Origin of the sequence: Actinoplanes oryzae, from assembly GCF_030757795.1 — a bacterium.
Lineage (GTDB): Bacteria > Actinomycetota > Actinomycetes > Mycobacteriales > Micromonosporaceae > Actinoplanes.
On record NZ_JAUQWH010000144.1, the window covers coordinates 1 to 23364 of the forward strand.

At 72.2% G+C, this 23364-nt stretch carries 21 protein-coding genes; 11 read left to right on the forward strand and 10 right to left on the reverse strand.

Annotation, left to right across the window (positions count from 1 at the left end; all coding sequences use genetic code 11):
- Nucleotides 1–58: 58 nt before the first annotated feature.
- From RBH18_RS33455 to RBH18_RS33465, 3 genes are all read right to left on the reverse strand, one after another.
- Nucleotides 59–289: a hypothetical protein gene (locus tag RBH18_RS33455; RefSeq protein ID WP_306214477.1), complete on the reverse strand. Its 231-nt coding sequence runs from the start codon at nucleotides 287–289 to the stop codon at nucleotides 59–61.
- Nucleotides 290–949: 660 nt separating this feature from the next.
- Nucleotides 950–2194 (reverse strand): hypothetical protein, encoded by a 1245-nt coding sequence (locus tag RBH18_RS33460; RefSeq protein WP_306214478.1) that lies wholly within the window; start codon nucleotides 2192–2194, stop codon nucleotides 950–952.
- A gap of 564 nt (nucleotides 2195–2758) precedes the next feature.
- A complete protein-coding gene (locus RBH18_RS33465; protein WP_306214479.1) occupies nucleotides 2759–5566 on the reverse strand; it encodes a TIM-barrel domain-containing protein in 2808 nt (935 codons plus the stop codon).
- A 131-nt stretch (nucleotides 5567–5697) separates the two neighbouring features.
- Here RBH18_RS33465 and RBH18_RS33470 point away from each other — a divergent pair, with 131 nt between their 5' ends.
- From RBH18_RS33470 to ctaD, 3 genes are all read left to right on the forward strand, one after another.
- Nucleotides 5698–6936 (forward strand): PQQ-dependent sugar dehydrogenase, encoded by a 1239-nt coding sequence (locus RBH18_RS33470; RefSeq protein ID WP_306214480.1) that lies wholly within the window; start codon nucleotides 5698–5700, stop codon nucleotides 6934–6936.
- Nucleotides 6937–7005: 69 nt separating this feature from the next.
- Nucleotides 7006–7410, forward strand: coding sequence for a hypothetical protein (locus RBH18_RS33475; RefSeq protein WP_306214481.1), 405 nt, complete (start codon nucleotides 7006–7008; stop codon nucleotides 7408–7410).
- Nucleotides 7411–7477: 67 nt separating this feature from the next.
- Nucleotides 7478–9226: an aa3-type cytochrome oxidase subunit I gene (gene ctaD, locus RBH18_RS33480; RefSeq protein WP_306214482.1), complete on the forward strand. Its 1749-nt coding sequence runs from the start codon at nucleotides 7478–7480 to the stop codon at nucleotides 9224–9226.
- A 20-nt stretch (nucleotides 9227–9246) separates the two neighbouring features.
- Here ctaD and RBH18_RS33485 read toward each other — a convergent pair whose 3' ends face one another.
- Together RBH18_RS33485 and RBH18_RS33490 are read right to left on the reverse strand one after the other, a co-directional pair.
- Complete coding sequence (locus RBH18_RS33485; RefSeq protein WP_306214483.1) at nucleotides 9247–9951, reverse strand: hypothetical protein; 705 nt, start codon at nucleotides 9949–9951, stop codon at nucleotides 9247–9249.
- Nucleotides 9938–10441, reverse strand: coding sequence for a sigma-70 family RNA polymerase sigma factor (locus tag RBH18_RS33490; protein ID WP_306214484.1), 504 nt, complete (start codon nucleotides 10439–10441; stop codon nucleotides 9938–9940). The genes RBH18_RS33485 and RBH18_RS33490 overlap by 14 nt, the downstream gene beginning before the upstream one ends.
- A 179-nt stretch (nucleotides 10442–10620) precedes the next feature.
- On the opposite strand from RBH18_RS33490, the gene RBH18_RS33495 reads away from it, so the two are divergent.
- The 4 genes from RBH18_RS33495 to RBH18_RS33510 are packed head-to-tail and all read left to right on the forward strand — an operon-like array spanning nucleotide 10621 to nucleotide 13742.
- Nucleotides 10621–11370, forward strand: coding sequence for an SDR family oxidoreductase (locus tag RBH18_RS33495; RefSeq protein WP_306214485.1), 750 nt, complete (start codon nucleotides 10621–10623; stop codon nucleotides 11368–11370).
- Between the two features lie 53 nt (nucleotides 11371–11423).
- Nucleotides 11424–11975: a TetR/AcrR family transcriptional regulator gene (locus tag RBH18_RS33500; protein WP_306214486.1), complete on the forward strand. Its 552-nt coding sequence runs from the start codon at nucleotides 11424–11426 to the stop codon at nucleotides 11973–11975.
- 1 nt (nucleotide 11976) lies between these two features.
- Nucleotides 11977–13104, forward strand: coding sequence for a GDSL-type esterase/lipase family protein (locus RBH18_RS33505; RefSeq protein WP_306214487.1), 1128 nt, complete (start codon nucleotides 11977–11979; stop codon nucleotides 13102–13104).
- Nucleotides 13104–13742 carry an HD domain-containing protein gene (locus RBH18_RS33510; protein ID WP_306214488.1) on the forward strand — a complete coding sequence of 213 codons (639 nt, stop codon included), beginning with the start codon at nucleotides 13104–13106 and terminating at the stop codon, nucleotides 13740–13742. Before RBH18_RS33505 ends, RBH18_RS33510 begins: the two co-directional genes overlap by 1 nt.
- Before the next feature lie 194 nt (nucleotides 13743–13936).
- On the opposite strand, the gene RBH18_RS33515 is transcribed toward RBH18_RS33510, so the two are convergent.
- From RBH18_RS33515 to RBH18_RS33525, 3 genes are all read right to left on the reverse strand, one after another.
- Nucleotides 13937–14440, reverse strand: coding sequence for a hypothetical protein (locus RBH18_RS33515; RefSeq protein ID WP_306214489.1), 504 nt, complete (start codon nucleotides 14438–14440; stop codon nucleotides 13937–13939).
- Between the two features lie 125 nt (nucleotides 14441–14565).
- Nucleotides 14566–14712 (reverse strand): hypothetical protein, encoded by a 147-nt coding sequence (locus RBH18_RS33520; protein WP_306214490.1) that lies wholly within the window; start codon nucleotides 14710–14712, stop codon nucleotides 14566–14568.
- Nucleotides 14713–14775: 63 nt separating this feature from the next.
- The gene (locus tag RBH18_RS33525) at nucleotides 14776–15171 is read right to left on the reverse strand and encodes an STAS domain-containing protein (RefSeq protein WP_306214491.1); all 396 of its coding nucleotides are present in this window, start codon (nucleotides 15169–15171) and stop codon (nucleotides 14776–14778) included.
- A gap of 216 nt (nucleotides 15172–15387) precedes the next feature.
- Here RBH18_RS33525 and RBH18_RS33530 point away from each other — a divergent pair, with 216 nt between their 5' ends.
- From RBH18_RS33530 to RBH18_RS33545, 4 genes are all read left to right on the forward strand, one after another.
- Nucleotides 15388–16500 carry a pectate lyase family protein gene (locus RBH18_RS33530; protein WP_306214492.1) on the forward strand — a complete coding sequence of 371 codons (1113 nt, stop codon included), beginning with the start codon at nucleotides 15388–15390 and terminating at the stop codon, nucleotides 16498–16500.
- A gap of 443 nt (nucleotides 16501–16943) precedes the next feature.
- On the forward strand, nucleotides 16944–17969 hold the full coding sequence (locus tag RBH18_RS33535) for a hypothetical protein (protein WP_306214493.1): 1026 nt from the start codon (nucleotides 16944–16946) through the stop codon (nucleotides 17967–17969).
- Between the two features lie 22 nt (nucleotides 17970–17991).
- Nucleotides 17992–20499: a rhamnogalacturonan lyase gene (locus tag RBH18_RS33540; RefSeq protein ID WP_306214494.1), complete on the forward strand. Its 2508-nt coding sequence runs from the start codon at nucleotides 17992–17994 to the stop codon at nucleotides 20497–20499.
- A gap of 9 nt (nucleotides 20500–20508) precedes the next feature.
- On the forward strand, nucleotides 20509–21120 hold the full coding sequence (locus RBH18_RS33545; RefSeq protein ID WP_306214495.1) for a hypothetical protein: 612 nt from the start codon (nucleotides 20509–20511) through the stop codon (nucleotides 21118–21120).
- A gap of 40 nt (nucleotides 21121–21160) precedes the next feature.
- Here the strand turns inward: RBH18_RS33545 and RBH18_RS33550 are convergent, their stop codons facing one another.
- Together RBH18_RS33550 and RBH18_RS33555 are read right to left on the reverse strand one after the other, a co-directional pair.
- Nucleotides 21161–21634: a DUF1707 SHOCT-like domain-containing protein gene (locus RBH18_RS33550; RefSeq protein WP_306214496.1), complete on the reverse strand. Its 474-nt coding sequence runs from the start codon at nucleotides 21632–21634 to the stop codon at nucleotides 21161–21163.
- A gap of 162 nt (nucleotides 21635–21796) precedes the next feature.
- Nucleotides 21797–23086 carry a methyl-accepting chemotaxis protein gene (locus RBH18_RS33555; protein ID WP_306214497.1) on the reverse strand — a complete coding sequence of 430 codons (1290 nt, stop codon included), beginning with the start codon at nucleotides 23084–23086 and terminating at the stop codon, nucleotides 21797–21799.
- Nucleotides 23087–23364: the final 278 nt, after the last annotated feature.

The window sequence follows — 23364 nt, forward strand, 5'->3', positions numbered from 1 at the left end:
GCGACGGCCTTCATCGGCCGGTGATCGGGGATGGGCTTCTCCGGTCGTCCCATCGCGCTCACCTGCCCCGGCCGGAGGGCGCGTCGTCGCGGTCGGTGCTCAGCGACCGGCACAGCCGGATGGTGACCGTGGCGACCGCGACGAGCACCGCGATGGTGAACTCGGGCGGCACCTCCAGCCACAGCAGCGCCAGGGAGTAGAGCATCGCCAGCACCAGGATGATGATCAGCACCACGACCGGGCCGCGCCGGCGCCGGGGTTGAGGATCGGGCTGGTCTTCGTCAGACATCAAGGTTTCCTTACCGTGGGTTACGGAAGGGAGGCCCCGCAGACCTGCCGGGACCGCCCTCCTCGGTGACGAATGGTGAACAGGGCTCAGCCGATTGCGCGTCGATTCCGAACGCCGCGAACGCCCGTGGTGAATCGACCGGCCGAAACCCGCGGTCGATTCTGGCACTAGTCGTATGCCTGCGGAAGGTCCGCGGAAAAGGAAAAGAGTTGGTCCCTCGAAACGTGACCAAGGGTGGCCTCGCAGACAATTCCCGCAGACAAATGGCCCGTTCGGGTTGGTCACCGGCTCGTCGAGACCAAAGGACCAATCCGAGGTTGGTCACCATCGCGGTGACCAACCTGTCCGGTGGCGTACACCCGTTGCTTCTCACCGGCGGGGCAGGTTCCATGGGACAGAGCCCATCCTGGATCGCGGTGACCTGGTGACCGCGGCCCGGGCGGTGACATCGGTTCGCCGACAAGCCGACGGGACGAATGGTGAGCAGCACTTCCCCGCGAAGGAAGTGCCGCAGGTCGGGGTCCTCCGGTGCTGCTGTGGGGACCCCGACACATGTCTGCCGGCGTGGTTGTCTGCCGTGCCGGGGCCGACCGACAAAGCCCGGGAGGCGCCGCGCCGGCGCGGAACGCGATCAGCCCCGCCGCAGCGGCCAGGAGATGTTCAGGCCAGCAGCGACGGGATGGTGGAGATGAGCGCGGCCAGGCCGCAGGCGGTCAGGAGCAGGGGGATCTGCGCGTAGCCGCAGCGATCCGGCGGCATCTCGTCGTCGGGCAGATCCGCCCACTGATCTGCCCACACCTCGCGCAGCAGGTGCGCCGCCCGCAGCCGGGCCAGCCGCCGCACCTCGGCGCGCTCGCGTTCCTGCGCCCCGAGCTGCCGGACGCCGACCAGCGGCCACGGCAGGATGTCCGTGACGGCGGCGTCACCGGTGGGCAGGGAGCCGGTCGGCAGGGAGCCGGTCGGCAGGGAGCCGGTCGGCAGGGCGCCGGGCGGAAGCCATGGGATTCTCGATGCTGCCGGGACGGGCGCCCGCCCGACGGCCCTCGGCCGCGGAATCCGCGGCGTCGCGGGCACGTGCGGCGCGGCGACGTCCAGATTCGCCGGGTATTGCGGCACCGGGCGCAACGCCGGGAACCGTGGCGAGTTGCTCACCCGGTAGGGCGGCCCCGGCAGCAGCGGTGTGCCCGGTACTTCCTGCGTCGTCTCGTCGCCGGGCGGCTCCTGATGCACAGCGGGCGCGCTGGTGCGCTGCTCGTGGGCGCGGGTGTACGGGCGTACCAGAGCCGTGCTGCGCTCCTCCCCGGCGTTGATGCCCACCGGGCGCACGCGTGCCGGCGTGGCGGCCAGCAGCGCCTCCAGCGCCTTGATCCGCAGCTGCGCGGCCTCGAGATCGGCGCGCAGCTGCGTATTGTCGGCCAGCAGCCGAGCATTGTCGGCTGGTTCCAACGTGGTGGTTCCGGACTCGGCGAGCGGCTGCGGCGTCGACCCGGCGTCCCACTGCCCCCCGGTGACCACCGCGAACAGCCGCAGGATCTCCGCGCGCGTCGCCTCGCGCTCCTGCTCGCTGTCGAGGCTCTGCAGACAAACACGCAGCACGACGCGGATCATCGCCGCGCCGGGTCCGCGCCGGGCCCGGGCGCCGAACTGGGCAGACATGTACCGGCAGATCCGGCGGTCGTCGCCGCCGCCGAGGGCATCGCGCTCGGCAGCGTCCAGCAGTGCCGTCAACTGCCTCCATGGTCGCGTGGGAAACCGCCGCAGGACCAGGGTGTGCACGCTGGTGGCCAGCGCCTTGACGTCCGGGTCGACGTGATCGCCCATCCGGGCGGCGGCCGGGCGCGCGGGGGCTCCCCGGCCCCGGCTGCCGACGTCCGGCCCGCGCGGCGCCGGGTCGTTTCTGCTCATGGACGCCTCGTCCGCCTTCGAGTCGCAGGTTGACGCCGAAGGTGAAGGGGAAAGCCACGGCACGGCGTCGTGTCGTCGGCCTTATTGTGAATCGCGCGATAAGATCAATTCCCGAGGAACACGCGGGACGATGAGCGTGATCGGCGTTACGTTTTTCTGCATTCAAGATCGATAATGGTGATCGACCGCCGTTGAGGGCCCGTAGCCGCAGCTCATCCGGCTCGGAAATTGTCTGACCGGCCGCACTGTGCGTGACAACCCGGAGGCGGCGCTCGGCAAGATCTTGTCCGCGTTGTTACGCGAAGTAAGCTACGCGTCCCGGCGGTGCTCCTGACGTGGTCACCGCTCGGGGAGGCACCTGCACGGGAGCGAGGTGACCGGCGTGTACGTCCGGGGTGAACACCCCGGCGGCTTCCAGACGTACCGCCTCGACCTTCACCGCACGCCCGGCGACTGGCAGACCGTCGCGAGCCCCGGGCGGCTCGCCGGCTGCTGAGATCTGGGTTACCGAAACGACGGGCCCGCCCGGAGTGGTCCGGACGGGCCCGTACTGCGGGTGGGGCGTCAGCGCAGCGGGTTCGCGGCGCCGGCGCGGAGGAACACCGGCATGGTGTCCAGGGTGGTGGTGACGGAGGCCGTCGTGCCGCCGCGGTAGGTGCGGCCGGTGAAGACGTCCTTCCAGGTGGTGCCCGGCGGGAACCAGACCGTGGTGGTGGCGCTCGTGCCCGGCGTGGTGACCGGGGCGACGAGCAGGTCGGGGCCGTAGAGGTACTCGGCGCCGGCGGTGGCGTACGCCTCCTGCTCGCCGGGGTAGGCGAGGTACAGCGGGCGGGTGATCGGCGTGCCGGTCCGGGTCGCCTCGGCGGCGGCCTTGTAGGTGTACGGCAGCAGCTTCTCGCGCAGCTTCAGGAACTTCGTGGCCGACGCGTCGGCGGCGGGTCCGTACTGCCACGGGAGACGGTCGCTGTGGTTGGAGTGCAGCCGGTCGATGGGCTGGAAGGTGCCCAGCTGGACCCATCGGGCGTACAGGTCGTCGGGCAGCTTGGTGCTGTCCGGCTCGGCGCCCTTCGCGGTCGAGAGACCGCCGGTGTGGCCGCCGATGTCGTGGCTGACCGCGGCGAGCCCGGTCGCGGCGCCCTCACCCGGGGTGTAGCCGACCTGGAACTGCAGCGACTCCCAGGTGGACGAGGTGTCGCCGGTGAAGTGCAGGGTGTTGCGCTTGTCGGCCCACGGGCCGGTCGGCACCGCGGTCGGGTTGCCGTAGCCACCGGCCTGCAGCGACCCGTACGCCCGGGAGAAGGCGAACCCGTCCCGCTTCGCGTACTGCTGGTTGATCCACGAGTCGCCGGTCACGCCGGCCCGCGTGGAGGTGGAGCTGTCGCAGCACCAGTCGAGCCACCAGAAGTCGGGCTGGGCGCCCATCGCGTCGTGCAGCTGGAAGTACGCCTTGAGCTGGTCGGGGTCGCCGAAGTCGAACGTGTAGCAGTCGGCGCCGCTGTTGCAGCCCGTACGCTGCAGCTTGCCCTTGGCCGTCGCCTGCGCCTGCGCGAAGTGCGGGTCGGAGCCCAGGATGCTCGGGTGGATGTTGAAGCTGGTCCGCAGCCCCTGCCGGTGCAGCCAGTCGACGAAGCCCTGCGGGTCGGGGAAGCGCGTCGCGTCGAACTCCCAGCCGTTCCACCGGTCCGGCGACTTGAAGTCGGTGTCGACGACGAGGACGTCCAGCGGGACACCCTCCTGCTGGAACTTCTGCACGATCCGCTTGAACTCGGCGTCGGTGCGGTCGTAGTACTCGGAGTACCAGACGCCGTACGCCCACTTCGGCAGCAGCTTCGTCGGCCCGGTCAGGGTCGAGAGTTCCTGGAGGGCGCGGTTGTAGTTCTGCCCGTACGCGAAGACGTAGCCGTCCTGGGCCGCCTTGGTCCGCGGCGTGGTCGTGCCCGTGCGCTGGTCGTAGAGCGCCGACGCGGAGTCGTCGAGCAGCGTCCAGCCGTCCTGGTGGAGCAGGCCGGGCTCGGTGAGCGCGGCGCCGTTCACGCCGTCGAGGCCGCGCCGGTAGCCGCCGAGCGGGGCGTGCGGGGCGAGCAGGGACGCGTTCGCGGCGGTGACGGCGACCGTGTCGAGGTTGACGTTGCAGGTGACGTCGGCGGTGCAGCCCAGCGACACCGTGTTGGTGCCGGCGTTCAGGGTGACGGGCGTGGCGACCGTACGCCAGTAGTCCCAGCCGCTCGTCGGTGCGAGCGTCGCGGTGGTGGTCCTGCCGCCCGCGGTCACCGCGATGGTCCGCGACTGGACGGGCTGTGCGCCGGCCTGGCCGTTGGCATAGCGCAGCTGCAGCTGGTACGTCCCCCGCTTCGGCACCCCGGTCACGGTGACCGCGGTCGTGGCGCCGGCGCTCTCCAGCTTGGCGACGAAGCCCTCGCCGGAGTAGCCGTTGTGGTCGGCCGCGGTGGCCGCGCCCCCGGTCAGGGTGCCGCCTTCCGCCTCGCACACCTGCCCGTACGCACAGGGCTGTGCCGTGGCCGGCGTCGGCGCCGGGAAGGCGCCGCCGGGCTGCACGAGCGCGACGCTGTCGATGTTGACGTTGCCGGTGTCGGCCGCCCCGCGCACGATGCTGATCTCGTGGCGCCCGGCCGTGAGCTGCAGCGGCACCGAGGCGAGCGCCCAGGTGTCCCAGTTCGCCGTGGTCGGCAGGCTCAGGGTCTGCGCCGCGCCGCCGTCCACGGAGACGGACAGGGTGCGCGTGACGTTCTGGCCGTCGCCGCCCGTGCTGTTGGCGTAACGGACGCTGAGCTGGTACGCCCCGGCCGTGGCGGGTGTGGCGGCGAAGGTCGCCTTGTCGCCCGTCGCCGAGTAGCCGGCGGTGAAGCCCGCGCCCGTGTAGCCGGCGTGGTCGGTGGCCACGCCCGGACCGGCTAGGGCGAGCTCCTCGGCCTCGCAGAGCGCGCCGACGGCACAATCCGGCGTGGTGTGACCCTCCCACGGCGCGGCCTGCACGGTCTGCTTGCCGGTGCGAAGCTGAACGGTGAGGTTGTCCTTCGTGAACGACCCGGAGCCGACCTTGTAGCGCAGCGTCGCCGCGCCGGTGTCGATGGTGAGCCAGCCGTGGTCGACGCGCTTGCTGAACTTCACCGGCGCGAAGTCGTCGCGCCCGATGACGTTGAAGGTGGACGCATCGAGCCGGTCGCCGTACTCGGTGCGGATCAGCGTGGGGGAGAGAACCTCGAAGCGGGCGTTGCCGGAGATCACGTTGTTGTCGCGGGCGGTGCGCCGGGTGGCGTCCGCCGGGGACGAGGCGGCCAGGACGAGCCCGGCCACGACCACAGTGGTCGCGGCGGCGGCTCCGGCCCGGCGGACCGGGAAACGATCGAGCATGCAAACTCCTCGATGATACGGAACGATGACAACGCTGTCACCGGCTCATTACAAAGTCAACCGGCCATGATCGATTTCTGTGCGGCGGCTTTGCCAGGTGCGCCGGCGCCCGGGGCGGGTACAAATGCCGCATGAGATCAGCTCTGAGCGTGGCGTCGGCCCTCCTCCTGGCCGGATGCTCCGCGGGCGGCGCCGCGTCCGGCCCGGTGCCCTCGCCCGCCGGTGACCGGCCGCTCGCCGCCACCGCCGTCCGAACCCTCGGTGGCACGGACGCGGCGCCCTTCGATCAGCCGCGTGAGCTGCAGGCGCCGCCCGGCTGGACGGTCACCGTGTGGGCCCGTGTCCCCGCCGCCCGCCTGCTCGCCTGGACCCCGGCCAGCACGCTGCTGGTCTCGCGCCCCAAGTCCGGCGACGTCGTCGAGCTGGTCCCCGGCGCCGCCGCCCCCACGCAGCGCACGCTGGTGAGCGGGCTCAACCAGCCGCACGGGCTCGCCTTCGCCGGCGACACCCTCTACGTGGCCGAGAGCGATCAGGTCGACCGCTTCACCTACCGCGCCGGGGCGTTGTCGGGCAAGCGGGTCGTCGCCGCCGGCCTGCCCGACGACAAGAGCCCCGAGCTGCGCGGTGCCTACGCCCACGCGCTCAAGAGCGTGACCGTCGGCAAGGACGGCACGGTGTACGTCTCCGTCGGCTCGACCGGCAACGTCTCCGCCGAGGACCGGGAGGCGACGCCCGAGCGCGCCACGATCCTGCGCGTCGGCGACGACGGGTCGACGAGCACCTTCGCGCGCGGCGTCCGCAACGGCACCGGGCTCGCCGTCGACCCCGGCGGCGCTGTGTGGACGGCCGTGAACAACCGCGACAACATCGCCGACGAGAACGGCGAGGTCCGCACCGAGTACGTCAACGACCACCCGCTCGAGCCGCTCGCCAAGCTGACCGAGGGGCGGGACCTCGGCTGGCCGTACTGCAATCCCGATCCCGACCACGGCCGGGCCTTCGTGCGGGACGTGCAGCTCAACCCCGACGGCGCCAAGCTGGACTGCGGCGCCCTGCCGACGGTCGAGCAGGGGATGGGCGCGCACTCGGCGCCGCTCGGGCTCAGCTTCGGCACGGCCGGGTCGTACGGGCTGGGCGCGCTGGTGGGCGTACACGGCTCGTGGAACCGCAAGCCGCCGCGCCCGCCGGAGGTCTCGTTCTTCGCCTGGCGTGCCGGTGCGGTCGGGCCGCAGCAGACGGTGCTCACCGGGTTCCAGCTGGAGGACGGCTCGCGCTGGGGGCGTCCGGTGATGGCCGTCGAGGGTCCGGACCAGGCCCTCTACGTGAGCGACGACCTCGCCGGCGCCGTCTACCGGGTGACCACCGGTTGACCCGGGAGGGCAGCATGAGCCTGCCTGCTGGCCGCCGGGCTGCTCGAAGCCGACGCGCCGGCCGCCGGCGTGCCCGCCGGGGATCCGGACGCCGCCCGGACGCTCGCCGAGGTGCGGACGAGCGCCACGAACCTGCTCGAGGGCGCGCAGGTCACCCGCGACGGCGCCGACGAGGAGCACCTGATCGTCACGTCGTCGACCGGGAAGGCGTACGCGGAGCTGCAGCGGCTCCTCGGCGCGGTGAGCCCGCAGGCCGGCAAGGAGCTCGCCGGGGAGAAGGCGCCGCGGGACAAGCCGGTCGTGATCGACCTGTGGATCCACGACGGCGAGCTCACGGCCGCCGAAGTGGACATCCTCCAGTTCGTCGAGGGCGCCACCGGGCGGTCGGCCGTGCGCGTCGAGGTGACGACCGGGGCCGGGATCAGCGCTCCGGCGGACGCCACCAAGATCGATCTCGATAAATTGAGCGAATAGCGGTTACGGTGTCCGGAACGGGGTAGGCGCCGGCGTCCGGCGCCAAGATCCCCCGTGGAGGCTCACCATGACGGCGACCACGCCCCGCCCCGTGCAGACGCGACCCTGGCCGGTGCGCCGTCAGGTGCGCGGCTCGGCGCTGGCTCGCACGCTGCGCACCACGGACGCGAAGCAGATCGGGTTGATGTACCTGACGACGTCCTTCGGGTTCTTCCTGATCGGCGGTCTGATGGCGCTGATCATGCGCGCCGAGCTGGCCCGGCCGGGCATGCAGATGCTCTCGCCCGAGCAGTACAACATGCTGTTCACCATGCACGGCACGATCATGCTGCTGCTCTTCGCCACCCCGATCGTGTTCGCCTTCGCCAACTACATCATCCCGCTGCAGATCGGGGCGCCGGACGTGGCGTTCCCCCGGCTCAACTCGTTCGCGTACTGGTTGTATCTCTTCGGCGGCTCGATCGCCCTGGGCGGCTTCCTCGTCCCGGGCGGTCCCGCCGACTTCGGCTGGACCGCCTACACCCCGCTGAGCGACTCGACGCACACCCCGGGCGTGGGCGGCAACATGTGGGTCGTCGGCCTGGCCATCTCCGGCCTCGGCACCATCCTCGGCGGCGTCAACATCATCACGACGATCCTGACGCTGCGCGCGCCGGGCATGACGATGTTCCGCATGCCGATCTTCACCTGGAACATCCTGCTGACGATGGTCCTGGTGATCACCGTCTTCCCGTTCCTGGCGGCGGCCCTCTTCGCCCTGGCCGCCGACCGGGTGCTCGGGGCGCACGTCTTCGACGTCGACACCAACGGGCCGCTGCTGTGGCAGCACCTGTTCTGGTTCTTCGGCCACCCCGAGGTCTACATCGTCGCGCTGCCGTTCTTCGGCATCATCACCGAGGTCATCCCGGTGTTCAGCCGCAAGCCCGTCTTCGGCTACAAGGGACTGGTCGCCGCGACGCTGCTCATCACCGCCCTGTCGTTCACCGTCTGGGCGCATCACATGTTCGGCACGGGCCGGGTGCTGCTGCCGTTCTTCAGCCTGCTCAGCTTCCTGATCGCCGTACCGACCGGCATGAAGTTCTTCGTGTGGATCGGCACGATGTGGCGTGGCCAGCTCAGCTTCGAGACGCCGATGCTGTTCGCGCTCGGCTTCATGGTCACGTTCCTGCTCGGCGGCCTGAGCGGCGTCCTGCTCGCGGCGCCCCCGATCGACTTCCACGTGCACGACAGCTACTTCGTCGTCGCCCACTTCCACTACGTGCTCTTCGGCACGATCGTCTTCGCGGTGTTCTCGGGGATCTACTTCTGGTTCCCCAAGATGACCGGCCGGATGCTCGACGACCGGATCGGGAAGATCCACTTCTGGCTCACGTTCGTCGGCTTCCACGCGACGTTCCTGGTCCAGCACTGGCTCGGCGCCGAGGGCATGCCGCGCCGCTACGCGGACTACCTGCCCGACGACGGCTTCACGACCCTCAACATGATCTCGACCGTCGGCTCGTTCGTCCTCGGCCTGTCCACGCTGTTCTTCCTCTACAACGTCTGGAAGTCCTACCGCCTCGGCACCCTGGTCACCGTCGGCGACCCGTGGGGCCACGGCAACTCCCTCGAGTGGGCCACCTCCTGCCCGCCGCCGCTGCGCAACTTCGACCGCATGCCGCGCATCCGCTCGGAGCGTCCCGCCTTCGACGCCCGCTTCCCCGAGCTCGCCGCCGGCGCCCAGACCGAGGCCGGCCCGCCCGAGGGCGGCGCCCGCCCCCTGTCCAGCGAGTCCCACGGCGGCGCCACCTATCCCGAGGACAGAAGCGACGTCTGAACGCCCGGCCCGGGCGACGGTCAGCCGACGGTGAGGATGACCACCGTGCCGCCCCCGGTGACCAGGCCGTCGTCCGCGTCGCGGGTCACGGTGGCCGACCCGCGCCGCAGCAGGTAGGAATCCGTCCGGTCGGCCTCGGGGTCGGGCGTGCGGCCGGGCTCGAGGTGGAGCACGGGGACGAGCGTGAACCGCTGGTGCTCGTCGCCGGCGTCGCAGAGGCGGACGCGCAGGGCGCGGTCCTCCTCGGCCGCGCAGACCTCGCCGCCCGGGCGCTTGGTGGCCTGGACGAGCTGGATCTGTTCGCCGGCGGCCGGGCGCAGCAGCCAGCGGTCGCGCCGGTCCTGGTCCTTGCCCTCCACCTCCTGGACGATCACGCGGTCGTCGTCGTCATAGCCGGCGACGACCGGGGCGCCGTCGCTCGTGCGCAGGGTCACCGCCTTGCTCCCGCTGAGCACGTCGGCCGGCAGCGGACTGGGGCTGGGAACAGGGCTGACGGCGGGCGGAGCGGCCGGGGCGACCGTCCCGGGCCGGTCGCCGGTGAGCAGGACCGTGCCGCCGGCGATGCCGAGGACCACGGCGGCCAGGCCGGTGGTCGCGGCGATGCGCTGGTGGCGGCGCCGCTGCCGGCCGCGGCGGACGACGTCGGCGACCGGGCGGGGCCGGAGGACGCGGCTGCCGTGCGCGGCGATCGCGGCGAGGTCGTGGTGCAGGTCAGGCTCGGGCACGGGTCACACGTCCTTCGTCGTAGCCGGCGTCGTCGAGCAGGGCGGCTAGGGCCTTGCGGCCGCGGGACAGGCGGGCCTTCACGGTGCCGCTCGGGGTGCCGGTCTCGGCGGCGATCTCGGCCACGGAGAGCCCGGCCAGGTGGTGCAGCACGATGTCGCGGCGCTGCACGGCCGGGATGCCGCGCAGGGCCGTCATGAGGGCGACGTGATCGGGGCTGAGGCCGTCCAGGACCAGGTCGGCGGCGTCGCGGTGGTGGGCGCGCAGCCGGGTGACCGCCTTGCGCCAGCCGCTGATGGCGATGCGGGAGGCGACCCGGCGTACCCAGGCCTCGGGGCTGTCGGCCAGCGACACCGAGCTCCAGCGCTGCCACGCGCGGGCGTAGGCCTCGGCGACCGCGTCCTCCGCCTCGGCGCGGTTGCCCGTCATCACGTACAGATGGCCGAGCACCCGGGCCGAGGAGGCGCGGTAGAAGTCCTCGAATTCCGGCAAGGTCCTGTCCTTCCCCCCGCCGCAGCGGGGCCGGCCGATCAGTGTCGCGGATTGACGCCTGGCCCCGGCGGCCGGTTGCCGCCTGTGACCGTGATCACTTTACCGCACAGTACAGAAATGCGCGGGCCGCGAGTAGCGTTCCTTTGCGTACCGAGCGATACAGAAATAGGGAGCGCATCATGGGACAGCTCGACGGCAAGACGGCCCTGGTCACCGGGGGTACGGCGGGCATCGGCCTGGCCGCGGCGCGGCGGCTGGCGGCCGAGGGGGCGTACGTCTTCGTGACCGGCCGCCGCCAGGAGGCCCTCGACGCCGCGGTGGCGGGCATCGGGGTGAACGCGGCCGGCATCCGCGCCGACGTGGCGAGCCTCGACGACCTGGACCGCGTGTACGCGCAGATCCAGGAGCGCGGGCAGGGGCTGGACGTGCTCTTCGCCAACGCCGGCGGCGGGGAGTTCGCCGCCCTGGAGAGCATCACGTGGCAGCACTACGCCGACACGTTCAACACCAACGTCGGCGGCACCCTCTTCACCGTGCAGAAGGCGCTGCCGCTGCTCAACCGCGGCGCATCGGTGATCCTGACCAGCTCCAACATCGACGTGAAGGGCGCCGGCTCGTTCAGCGTCTACGCCGCGAGCAAGGCGGCGCTGCGGTCCTTCACGCGCAGCTGGGCGGCGGAGCTGGTCGGCCGGGGCGTCCGGGTCAACAGCATCGCCCCCGGTCCGATCGGGACGCCGGGGCTCAGCGGCCTCGCGCCCGACGCCGAGGCGGCCGAGCAGCTGCTCAAGGGGCTCGCGTCGGGGGTGCCGATGGACCGGCTCGGCACGCCGGAGGAGATTGCCGACGCGGTGCTGTTCCTCGCCTCGGGGTCGAGCAGCTACATGACCGGCGCCGAGATCTACGTGGACGGGGGCGCCAGCCAGGTCTGACTTGCCTAAAAGGTTTAGGCAACTGCATAATGGCTGGCATGGTGCGGGCCGGGTTGACGACAGAGCGCGTGGTGCGCGCTGCCGCCGACCTGGCCGACCAGGGCGGGTTCGAGGCGCTGACCGTGTCGGCGCTGGCCCGCCACTTCGGCGTCAAGGTGCCGAGCCTCTACGCCCACGTGCGCGGCTCGCAGGACCTCCGCACCCGGGTGGGTCTGCTGGCGCTCGCCGAGCTCGCCGACCGGGGTGCCACCGCGGTCGCCGGGCGGGCGGGCAAGGACGCGCTGGTCGCGCTGGCGGATGTCTACCGTGACTACGCCCGCGAGCACCCCGGTCGCTACGACGCCACCCGCCAGCGCTTCGACTCCGCGACGGCGGCCGCCAGCGCGGGCCCGCGGCACACCGAGCTGCTGCGAGCGGTGCTGCGCGGCTACGAGCTGCCGGAGGCGGAGCAGGTGCATGCCGTGCGGCTGCTCGGCGCGGCGTTCCACGGCTACGCGAGCCTGGAGCTGTCCGGCGGCTTCGAGCACAGTGCGCCCGACTCACGACAGTCCTGGTCCCGCGCGCTCGACGCGCTGGACGCCCTCCTCCACCACTGGCCGGTCTGACATGCACCTGACGCCGATCACCCCGGAGCTCGTACGCGGGGCTCTGGAACTGGAACCCACCGCACGCGGCCTGCTGCCGCACCGGTTGCCCGCCTGGGCCCGGGCGCAGACCCCGGACCCGCAGCTGGCCATGGTCGAGGCGCAGCCCTCCGGCGTACGGGTGGTCTTCCGCACCCGCGCCACGACGGTCGAGCTGGAGACCGTACCCACCAAGCGGGTCTTCACGGGATTGCCGGCCCGTCCGGAGGGCCGCTACGACCTGCTCGCCGACGGGCGCCTGATCGCGCACGGGCACGTCGCCGGGGGCGATGTCATCCGCATCGACCTGGCCACCGGCGCGTCCTCCCGGGTCGACGGCGGCCCCGGCACCGTCTCCTTCGCCGGGCTGCCCGGCGGGCCGAAGACGGTCGAGATCTGGCTGCCGCACAACGAGACGACCGAGCTGATCGGGCTGCGCACGGACGCCCCGGTCGAGCCCGCCCCGGACCCGGGCCGCCCGGTGTGGCTGCACCACGGCAGCTCGATCAGCCAGGGCTCCGACGCCGCCGGCCCGTCCGGGACATGGCCCGCCGTCGCCGCCGCCGCGCGTGGCTGGGAGCTGATCAACCTGGGCTTCGGCGGGAGCGCCCTGCTCGACCCGTTCACCGCGCGCACGATGCGGGACGCCCCCGCCGACCTGATCAGCGCCGAGATCGGCATCAACCTCGTCAACACCGACGTGATGCGGCTGCGCGCCTTCGTCCCCGCGGTGCACGGCTTCCTCGACACGATCCGCGACGGGCACCCGGCGACGCCGCTGGTGGTGATCTCGCCGCTGCTCTGCCCGATCTTCGAGGATACGCCAGGCCCGGGCGCCTTCGACCTCGATGCCCTGCGCGCCGGCGAGCTGAAGTTCCGGGCCGCCGGCGTTCCTGAGCCCGGCAGGCTCACCCTGCGGATCATCCGCGACGAGCTGGCCCGCATCGTCGCGCAGCGCGACGATCCGCAGCTGTCCTACGTCGACGGCCTCGACCTCTACGGCGAGCGCGACCACGACGAGCTGCCGCTGGCCGACCGCCTGCACCCCGGCGCGGCCGCTCATCTGCGGATCGGTGGTCGCTTCGCCGAGCGCGCCTTCGGGGGCGCATAGTGGACCTCCCCTCCGACGACGAGATCCGGGCCCTGCACGAGCGGTTCGCGCCGAGCCCGGCGGCCTTCGCCGTGGTGTGGACGCATTGCGAGATCGTGGCCCGGATCGCGGCGCAGCTGCTCGCCGATCCCGTCCTTGCACCCGCCGGCGCCGATCCCGCCCTCCGCCCTGCCGGCGCCGATCCTGCCGTCCGCCCTGCCGGCGTCGATCCCGCGCTGGTCCGGGCCGGGGCGTTGGTGCACGACATCGGCGTCTACCGCCTCGCCGGGGAGCACTACATCCGGCACGGGCTACTCGGTCACGAGCTGCTGCGCTCCGCCGGCCTGCCCGAGGAGCTGTGCCGCTTCTGCTCGTGCCACACCGGCGTGGGCATCACCCGCGCCGACATCGCGGCGCAGCGGCTGCCGCTCCCGCCCGGCGACTATGTGGCCAGGACCGAGGAGGAGCGCCTCGTCATGTACGCCGACAAGTTCCACAGCAAGACGACCCCGCCGGTCTTCGTCTCCGCCGCGTCGTACGCCCGGGCGGTCGCGCGCTTCGGGCCGGACAAGGCCGAGGCCTTCGCCGCCATGGTCCGCCGCTACGGGGAGCCGGACCTGGGCCCGCTCGCCGCCGAGTACGGCCACGCCGTCACCTGACTCAGGACCGCGGTCCGGGTCGACCGAGCTCACCCGACGGGCGTCGACCCAGCCCACCCGGCCGGCGTCGATCCAGCTCACCCCGGCGGGCGTCGGCCCAGCTCACCCGGCGGGTCGAGGCGCATCTGCGGCCGGTGGGAGCGGGCGGGGCATCCGTCTGATCGGGCTGGGACGCGCTTCGGCCCCGTGCTCTGTCAGCGGGCCGAGTTGGTGCGGGCGGCGATCATCTGGCGGCCGGTGATCTTGGCCGTGGTCGCGGGCACGCAGCCGCGCCGGAGGCGGTCGCCGCCCATCCGGGCCGCGACCACGTCCTCGGGGAAGATCCCGTTGCCGCGCCCGGCCGTCGCCCGCGCCGCGCCGTCACCCAGGTCCGGGTGCCGCGACTCCCAGGCGGCGCGCACCTTGCCGGGCAGGTGCAGGCTGCGCCAGACCCGGCGCAGGGTGGCCGGATTCAGCAGATCGTTGATCTCGCAGCAGTCGGCGGCCTCACAGAGCACCGACTGATAGGCGAGCCGCAGCTGCGCCGGATCATCGAGATCGAACCGGCGGCGGCTCCGGTGCCCCGGCGCCATGCGGTGCGGGAGCTCCAGGACGCCGACACGGTGGCCGTGCATGTCGTCGAGGCTGGTGGGGACGGCGGGGGCCCGGCCGGATGAGCTGCGGTTCTTCCGGCCGTCGCGGGCTGGCACAAACGGCATGGCCTCAGGTTAAGCACCGCCCGGCGCCGCGCGGCCCGGGTCGCCGGGACTGGTGACCAGGGGGACGAGTGTGGCGGATTCACGTTCCGCGCCGGGCCGGCTTCGGCGGTGTGCCCCGGCCGGGGCTACGGCGGGCCTTCGCGGTCCAGGCCGCCGGTCCAGCGCTCGGGGCTCTCCGGCTCGGGATCGTCCGGCTCGTCCGTCACCTCGGTCGACTCGTGCTCCTCCGCGAAGTCGCCCGTGTCGTCGTCGGGGTCGCCGATGGGTTCCATGATCACTCCGCCTTTCCGGGGGCCGCGGCTGCGCCGGTCGCCGTACGACCGGCAGCCCGCTGGCTACCCGCCCGGCCGCACCACAAACGGCGCCCGCTCCTCCGGGCGGCCGCGCGCCGGCGCGGCCTCGGGAAACAGCTCGACGACGGGCACCTGCTGGGTCGCGCCGGCCACCTCCAGCACCCGCCGCACCGCCTCGCCCGGGTTGGCCAGCCGGTAGCCGACTCCGTGCCGGGCGGCAGTGTCGGCGCCGCGGAGCAGGGCCCGCACTCCCGCGGCGTCGAGGAAGCCCACCCTGGTCAGGTCGACGACCAGTTCGACGGTGCCAGGCCGGCCCGCGGCGCTGGCTATCAGAGTCACCAGGACGTCACTGGTCTCCGTGTCGATCTCGCCGACGACCACGAGATGAGCCACCCCGTCACCGGCGTCGTGCCGGCGTGCAGCGAACGACTGCGTCATGAAACACCCCTGTGTGTGCGCTTCGCCCATCCTGCCACCCGGGATCGCCGGGGGGTGGTGAGTGGTCAGGTGACCTTCCCGCCGTTTTGTCCCACCGGGGCCGGAAGTCCTTCCTCCGGGGGGCGGCCCGCCCTGCAAATTTCCTGCACATCCCCATCCATTGACTGTCATCGATGGCAATGCCTACGGTCGGTGACGATGCGAAGGGGGCATGACATGCGCGGGATCCTGACCGTACCGGTGCTGGTGGGGGCGTTGCTCGCCGTGCCGCACCAGGCCTTCGCGGCTGCCCCTGTGTCCCTCGGGCCGACCGGCGGCTCCGCTTCCGGGCCATTCGGCGGCTCCGATTCCGGGCCGGTTGGTGGCTCCGCTTCCGGGGCGGTCGGCGGCTCCGCCTTCGGGGCGGTCGGCGGCTCCGCTTCCGGGGCGGTGCGCAGTGCCTTCGCTGCTGCTTCCGTGCCTGACGGCTTCGCTTCCGTGGCGGCGCTCGGGCTGGGCGGCACCACGGGCGGGGCGGGCGGGGCCACCGTGACGGCCGGCACCACCGACGAGCTGCTCGCCGCGATCGACACCGTGGGTCCGCTGATCATCCAGGTGAGCGGGACGATCGCGATCACCAGCAAGCAGGGGGTACGCCCGAACAAGACGATCGTCGGCCTCGGCGCGAACGCGGTCGTCACGGGCGGCGGATTCGACTTCTACCGTTCGTCGAACGTCATCGTGCGGAACCTGACGTTCACCGACGCGGAGGACGACGCCATCAACGTCGGGCAGGAGTCGCACCACATCTGGATCGACCACAACACGTTCGTCCGGCCGGTGGACGGATCGGTCGACATCGTCCGCGGCGCCGACTATGTGACCGTGTCCTGGAACCATTTCGCCGGCACGGACAAGAGCATGCTGATCGGCCACTCCGACGGCGCCGCGTCCACCGACGTCGGGCACCTCAAGGTGAGCATCCATCACAACTGGTTCGACGGCTCCCGCCAGCGTCACCCCCGGGTCCGGTTCGGCGAGCCGGTCCACGTCTACAACAACTGGTTCCGCGGCAACGAGCTCTACGGCGTCGCGTCCACAATGAACGGTGGCGTGCTCGTGGAGGGCAACAATTTCTCCGGTGTCCCGTATCCGTGCTTCTCGGTGAGCGGCTACGCCGACAGTGCCCCGGGCCGCCTGGTACAGCGCGGAAACGCTTTCAGTAGTTCCGGCCCGTGCGAGGCGGGCGGCACCGTGGCGGAGCCGTCGGCCTGGTACTCCTACAGTCTCGACGCCCCGTCAGCCGTGCCCGCCCTCGTCCAGTCCGGCGCGGGCGCCGGCAAGCTCTGAACCCCGTCGTCCCCTGAAGAGGTGATCGCATGACCCCGCCCGGCCCGCGGTCGCACCGGCCCGCCCCCGCCGACTCAACCCGCGCTGCCCTCTCTCGGGTAGCCGCCGACCTCCGCGCCACCAACGCTGCCCGCGTTGCCGCGCCCGCTCGCACTCCCATAGTCCGCGTCGCCGCCGTCGCTCTCGTTGCCGTTGCCGTTGCCCGCGTTGCCCGCGTTGCCCGCGTTGCCCGCGTTGTCGCCGTTGCTCGCCGCGCCACCGCTGTCGGTGCGCTCGTCGCCGCTAAGTGTGTTGCCGGCGCTCGCATTGCTGCCACGTTCGTCGCGCTTGTGGTGACCGCTGTTGCCGGCGCGGCCTCCGGCACTGCTGCGGCCGGTGCGGGAACCGTTTTCCCACTAGCGGAAGCCGCGGACGCTTGCGGGGCGGGCACGTATCAGTCGGAGGTGACCGTCAGCGGGAGCACGTGGACCGCGCGGAACAGTTCGGGAGCCGCCGTCTACAGCGGCTCGGACTTCCGGGCGGCGGTGCAGGCGGGGATCGGAAGCCTGACGGCGGGGCGGACGAGCATGCAGCGGGTGGTGGTGCGGGGCAACGGTTCGATGGGCGCGGGCAGCCGGATCTCGCTGGCCAGCTACACCTCGCTGTCGGTCTGCGGAACGATCAATGTGACCGGTTCCGGCAGCGGTGACTATGCACCGGTCTACGGGCGCGGTGTCAGCAACATCGAAGTGCCTTACCTGAATGTGACGGGCACTCCGGTTTACGGCATCTTCCTGCGCAACGTGACCAATGTGTGGCTCGGGCAGATCGACATGCGGCTCGGGGCGGGGCTCGGCGTGCGGATCGACAACCGGGGCGACACGAGTCAGTGGACGCGCAACGTGCGGGTCGATTCCGTGTACGTGCAGGGCGCGAGCTCGCACGCGATGGAGACCTACGGCGTGGACGGCATCACGGTCGGTACGGTGACCGCTCGCAACGTCGGCGAGTCGGGTCTGCTGCTGAACCAGACGATCAACGCCACGGTCGGCGCTGTCGATGCCGAGAACGCGGGCACGGGAACCGGTTATGCGGCGTTCCGGATGGCCAATCGCAACGGGCGGGTCGGCGACGCTTATCCGCAGAACATCAAGGTGGGCACGGTTCGGGCGCGCGGTGGCGGCCGTGGCATCTTCTGTGTCTCGGAGAGCGGCGGCGCGACCGTCGACCGGGTCGACATCGCGAACACAGGCAACAACTCGGTGCTGATCGAGAACTGTTCCAACATCACGATCGCCGGCGTCTCCGGCACCATCAGCGGCGGTGGCGAGCTGCGCATCGCGGCGCGCGCCGAGTTCCCGCCGTCGTCCGGGATCCGCTTCCAGAACTTGTCAGTCAGCAACACCGACATCACCTGGAGCCCGTGCACGGGCAGCACCAACACCATCAGCAACGTGACCCGCACCAACTCCACCCTCACCTGGTGCTGACCCGCGAAACGGAAGCCGGACCATGAAGACACTTGCCGCCGCGCTGGCCGTCCTGCTCGCCACCACCGGCGCTGCGGCGCCCGTGCTGGAACACGCTGGAACCGGTCCGGAACAGCGGGAACACCGGGACCGGGCACAGCTGGAACGGCTCGATCGCGGCCTGGTCGTGGCGTCCACCAGCGAGGGCAACTTCCTGAGCTGGCGACTGCTGCGCCACGAGGTCACCGGCTCCTCGGCGACGGGCCTGACCAGTGCCGCCTTTCACGTCTATCGCGACGGGCGGCGTATAGCGACGGTTACCGACAGCACGAACTATCTGGACAAGGGCGCCTCCGCCACGGCCGGATACCGCGTCGAACAGGCCGGCGGTAACGGGGAGGAATCTCGCCCCGGGAATGGAAACGACGTGGAGGAGGCCCCTGTCACGAATGACGGCGGGGTGGAGGCTTCCGTCACGAATGACGGCGGGGTGCAGGCTTCCGTCACGAATGACGGCGGGGTGCAGGCTTCCGTCACGGGTGGCGGCGGCGAGGAGGCTCCCGTCACGGGTGACGGCGGGGAGGAAGCCCTCGTCACGGGTGACGGCGGCCGGGGGAACGGCTACTCGGTGAGCAGCGATCGCGGGGCGGAGGGCGGCGGCGGGGAGGTTGTCCACGCTTGGAGTGGCGGCCACTACGACCTGCCGTTGCGCAAGCCGGCCGGCGGGGTGACGCCGGCCGGGGAGGCGTACACCTATTCGGCCAACGACATGAGCGTCGGGGACGTGGACGGCGACGGGCAGTACGAGTATGTCGTGAAGTGGGATCCGTCGAATTCCAAGGATGTGTCACAGGTCGGCTACACGGGACAGGTGTATGTCGACGCGTACGAGCTCGACGGCACCCTTCTCTGGCGCATCGACCTCGGCGTCAACATCCGGGCCGGGGCGCATTACACGCAATTCCTGGTGTACGACTTCGACGGCGACGGCCGGGCCGAGGTCATGATGAAAACGGCTCCGGGCACGCGCGACGGCTCGGGGCGATTCGTCACCATGCCGCGCGAGGACGTCCGGGCCGGGTACGCGCACACCGACGACTATCGCCTGAGCGCCGCCGGATATCACGAGCACGTCGTGGCCATGTTCCAGGGCTGGCACCGGCATCCCGAGGTGGTGGCCGGCCGCTGGCCCGCGACGCTGGAACAGGCGTTCGGCATCGAGCCGCGGTACGCGTACCCGTTGCAGCGGGCCGACGCCGAAGCGCTCGCGGACTATTTCCTCGACGTGTACGCGCCGTCCCGCAGTTCCCGGAACAATCTGCGCGCGTTCGAGGGATTCATCGTCGACGGCCCGGAATATCTGACCGTGTTCCGGGGCGCCACCGGCCGCGAGTTGCAGACGATCCGCTACGAACCCGGGCGGCACGACGACGGACTCATGTGGGGCGACTACGCGATGCCGCGCATCGAGCCCGCCAACCGGGTCGACCGGTTCCTGTCCGGCGTCGCCTATCTCGACGGGCGGCGGCCGTCCGCGATCTTCGCCCGGGGCTACTACACCCGGTCGACGCTGGCCGCCTACGGCTGGGACGGGCGCCGGCTCACCCGGACCTGGTCGGTCGACAGCGGCTGGGTGCCGATGACCAACCCGTTCAACGACAGCCCGCACGGGCGCGACGGCACCGACCCGGAGTTCGCCACACTCACCACGCAGGGCTTCCACTCGCTCAGCGCCGCGGACGTGGACGGCGACGGGCGCCAGGAGATCGTCTACGGTGCCGCCACGATCGACGACGACGGCAGCCTGCTCTACTCGTCCTTCGGCGTGCTGCCGGAGGGGAGCGCCGCCCCGGGGCAACGGGTCCGCCTGGGCCACGGCGACGCCATGCACGTCACGGACATCGACCCCGACCGGCCCGGGCTGGAGATCTTCACCGTGCACGAGAACGCGACCATGGCCCCGTACGGGATGGCCATGCGCGACGCCGCCACGGGCGAGGTCCTCTTCGGCGCCTACTCCGGGCGCGACACGGGCCGCGGCATGATCGGGGACGTGCTGCCGGAGGAGCGGGGCCTCGAGTCGTGGGCGAGCATGCCGGGCGGCTCCGAGGCGCTGGGCATCCACACGGCCCGCGGCGAGGTCGTGCCGGGACCGATTCCAGGGACGAATCAGAGCATCCGCTGGGCCGCCGACCTCACCACCCAGATCGTCGACGGCGCCGGCGACGTCACGCCCACGATCACCGACTGGCGGCGGGGCACCCTGCTGGTCGCCGAGGGCACCCGCACCAACAACGGCACGAAGGGCAACCCCGGCCTGGTCGCCGACGTCATCGGCGACTGGCGGGAGGAGCTGCTCGTCCGCACGGCCGACAGCACGGCCGTCCGCGTCTACGTGAGCACGGAGGTCACGACGCACAAGGTGGTCACGCTGATGCACGACCCGCAGTACCGCGCCGAGGTCGCCCGGCAGCAGACGACCTACAACCAGCCGTCCTACCCGAGCTTCCCGCTCTCCTCCGACACGGAATGGTCTCGCGTGACGCCATAGAGTGAACACATGTCGTCCGAGGACCGCATCGAGGCACTGGCTGCCGCGCTCGTCCGGGCCGCCGCCACCGGCCGGGTGTTTCCCGTCGAGGGGCCGCCGGGGCCACCCGGTCCGGCGTGCGCCACCGCCGCCGCGCTCGCCGAGCGGATGCGCGCCGATGTGGAGCGCGCGGAGAAGGCCGGCCGGCCGCTCGAGACCTACCTGCGCGCCCTCCTGCACGCCGCCGGCCCCCTCGCCGCGTGCCCGTCGCTCGACCTGGACACCGTCGCCGCCCTGTACGCGGCCGCCGCCACCGCCGAGCCGCCCGCCCTGCCCCCGTCGTGGCGCCGCGCCGCCTATCCGGAGAACGACGAGGTCTCGTACGCGGACTGGCGCGCGCTGCTGCTCTCCCAGCTGGCCGACCTCGCCGACCTGCAGGACCTCGGCGCGTACGCGAGCCTGGGCACCCGCATCCCGCGGCCGGCCGGGGCGGTCCGGGCCACGGGGGAGTGGTGGTACAACTTCCACCCGGCCAGCTATGTGGAAGCGGGGCTCGCCCACCCCGGCGCCCTGGCCAACCGGACCGAGCTGACCTGGGCGGACCTCTGCGCCCTGGCCGTCCTGGGCCAGATCTACGAGTGACGCCAGACGCCGGTCGGCCAGGAGGAGCCCGTGGCGAAGGTCAGGCGCCGGCCAGGAAGATCGCGATGAAGAAGAAGACGGGCATCAGGCCGAAGCCCATGCCGAGGACGACCGCCCACCGGCCGGCGGGGCGCAGCTCGCCCGGCGCCAGCAGCACGAGCACGCCGAGCAGCGTCGCGACGATGCCCATCGCGGGACCCCACGCGGAGCCGAAGCTCACCGGCACGGCCAGCCCGCCGATCAGGAGCGTGAGCATCGCGCCGACCAGGGCGAGGGGCGGCGCCGGCTCCTCGTCGTCCTCGGGCTCGGCGAGGGCGGCCGCCGGCTCCGGCTCGGCGGGCAGGTCGCCCACCAGCGGATCGAGGTCGGCCCAGGTGCGGGCGGCCAGCGCCGTCGCGATGCGCTCGTCCAGCTCGTCCAGGCTCAGGCGTCCCTCGGCCGTCGCGTCCTGCAGTCGGGCGATCACGCCGTTCCGATCGGCGTCCGAGACGCGTACGTGGCTGACGTCGGTCATCGACGCAGGTTACCGGGGCCCGCCCGGGAAGACCATGGCAGGACGGCCGGAGCGCCCGGGGAGACCATGGCCAGGACGGCCGGAGCGCCTGGGGAAGACCATGGCAGGAAGGCCGGAGATCACGGCATGACCGCCTGGGGCACCCCGGCGAGCCGGGGAGGACTACAGCGAGGCGTGCGCGGTCAGCTCGTCCAGGCCGGTGAGGACCGCCCGCGCGGCCTGCGACGCGGCCGCCAGCTGCCGGGTCACCTCGCCCAGCACGGCGGCCTGCTCCTCGACCGACGCGGCGATGTCCACCTGGACCTGGCTGATCTCCGACACGGTGGCGGCCGTGGAGGCGAAGCCGCCCGCCACGGCGCCGGTCTGCGCCACGATCGCGTCCACGACCGTGCCGACGCGGCCGGCCGACTCGGCCGTCTCGGTGGCCAGCTTCTTGACCTCGCCGGCCACGACGGCGAAGCCCTTGCCCAGGTCGCCGGCCCGGGCCGCCTCAATCGTGGCGTTGAGGGAGAGCAGGTTGGTCTGCCCCGCGAGCTGGGCGATGATGCCGTTGACCTCGGCGATCTCGGTGACCGACCGTTCCAGGCTGTCGATGCGCCGGGCGGCCTCCTGCGCGGCCTGCTCGCCGGTGGCCGCGATGCCCGCCGCGTGCGCGGAGCGGTCGGCGATGGCGTGCACGGCGGCGGTGAGGGCGGCCAGCTCGGCGTCCACGGCGGCGACCGCGGCGATCGCCTCCCGGGCCCCGCCGGCGACCGTGGCCGCGTCCGCAGCGATCTGGCGGGACCGGCCGGCGTTGCGCTCGGCCAGGGTCCGGGCTCCCTCGGCCTCGCGCAGCTGCGCCTGCCGCTCGGCGTCGGCCTGCTGCTGGCGGGCCCGGCCGGCCTCGTCGGACCGGAGGCGGGCCTCGCGCTCGGAGACCTCGGCGAAGTGCCAGAAGACCAGGATCCCGGCGACCTCCAGCGCCACGCAGCCCGCGTGCAGCGCCACCATGCCGACCAGCATCGCCGTGGTGTGCAGGTGCTCGCCGAAGACGAGCTGCGGCTCGATCAGCCCGAGCACCCCGTGGTGGACGACCACCAGGGCGACCGTGCCGAGCAGGGGCCCCCACTGCTGGTAGAGCGCGACGAAGACCAGGATGCCGAACAGGTGCAGGTGCATGGCGGTCATGCCGCCGGACAGCTGGATCGCGGCGAAGGAGGTGCTGATCAGGCCGAGGCTGGTGAGCGCGGACCGGGCGGCCGGGGTGCTCGCGGCGCGGCCGGCGGCGGCGAGCACGGCGATGACCGCGACGGCCACCGCGGCCTCGGCGGCGGGGCGCGGGCCGAGCAGGCCCAGGAGCAGCAGCGCCGGCAGGTGCGCCCAGAGCAGCGCCTGCAGGATGACGTGCCGGGCCTCGAACGACTCCGGGGTCAGGCGAGCGCCGCGCGGCAGCCGCCACGAATGATCAGACATGCCAGCGGACATCGGCACGCCGGCCGGGCGATGAAGCCTTCCCTCGCCCTTTTTAACCTATATCGCACCGGGGGTCTTGCCGCAAGACCCGGGTGGGGGCGCACAATGCACGGTCGAAGCCAGTTTCCTGGCCAAATGGGGGATTTGTGCCATGCCGACCATCACCGCGTTCGACCTGCCCGGGCGGCTCGCCGCCAAGGCGCAGCCGGGGCTGATCGCCCGGGACGAGCAGCACTTCGCGGCCATCGCCGCCAGCCTGGAGGAGACGATCGCCGACC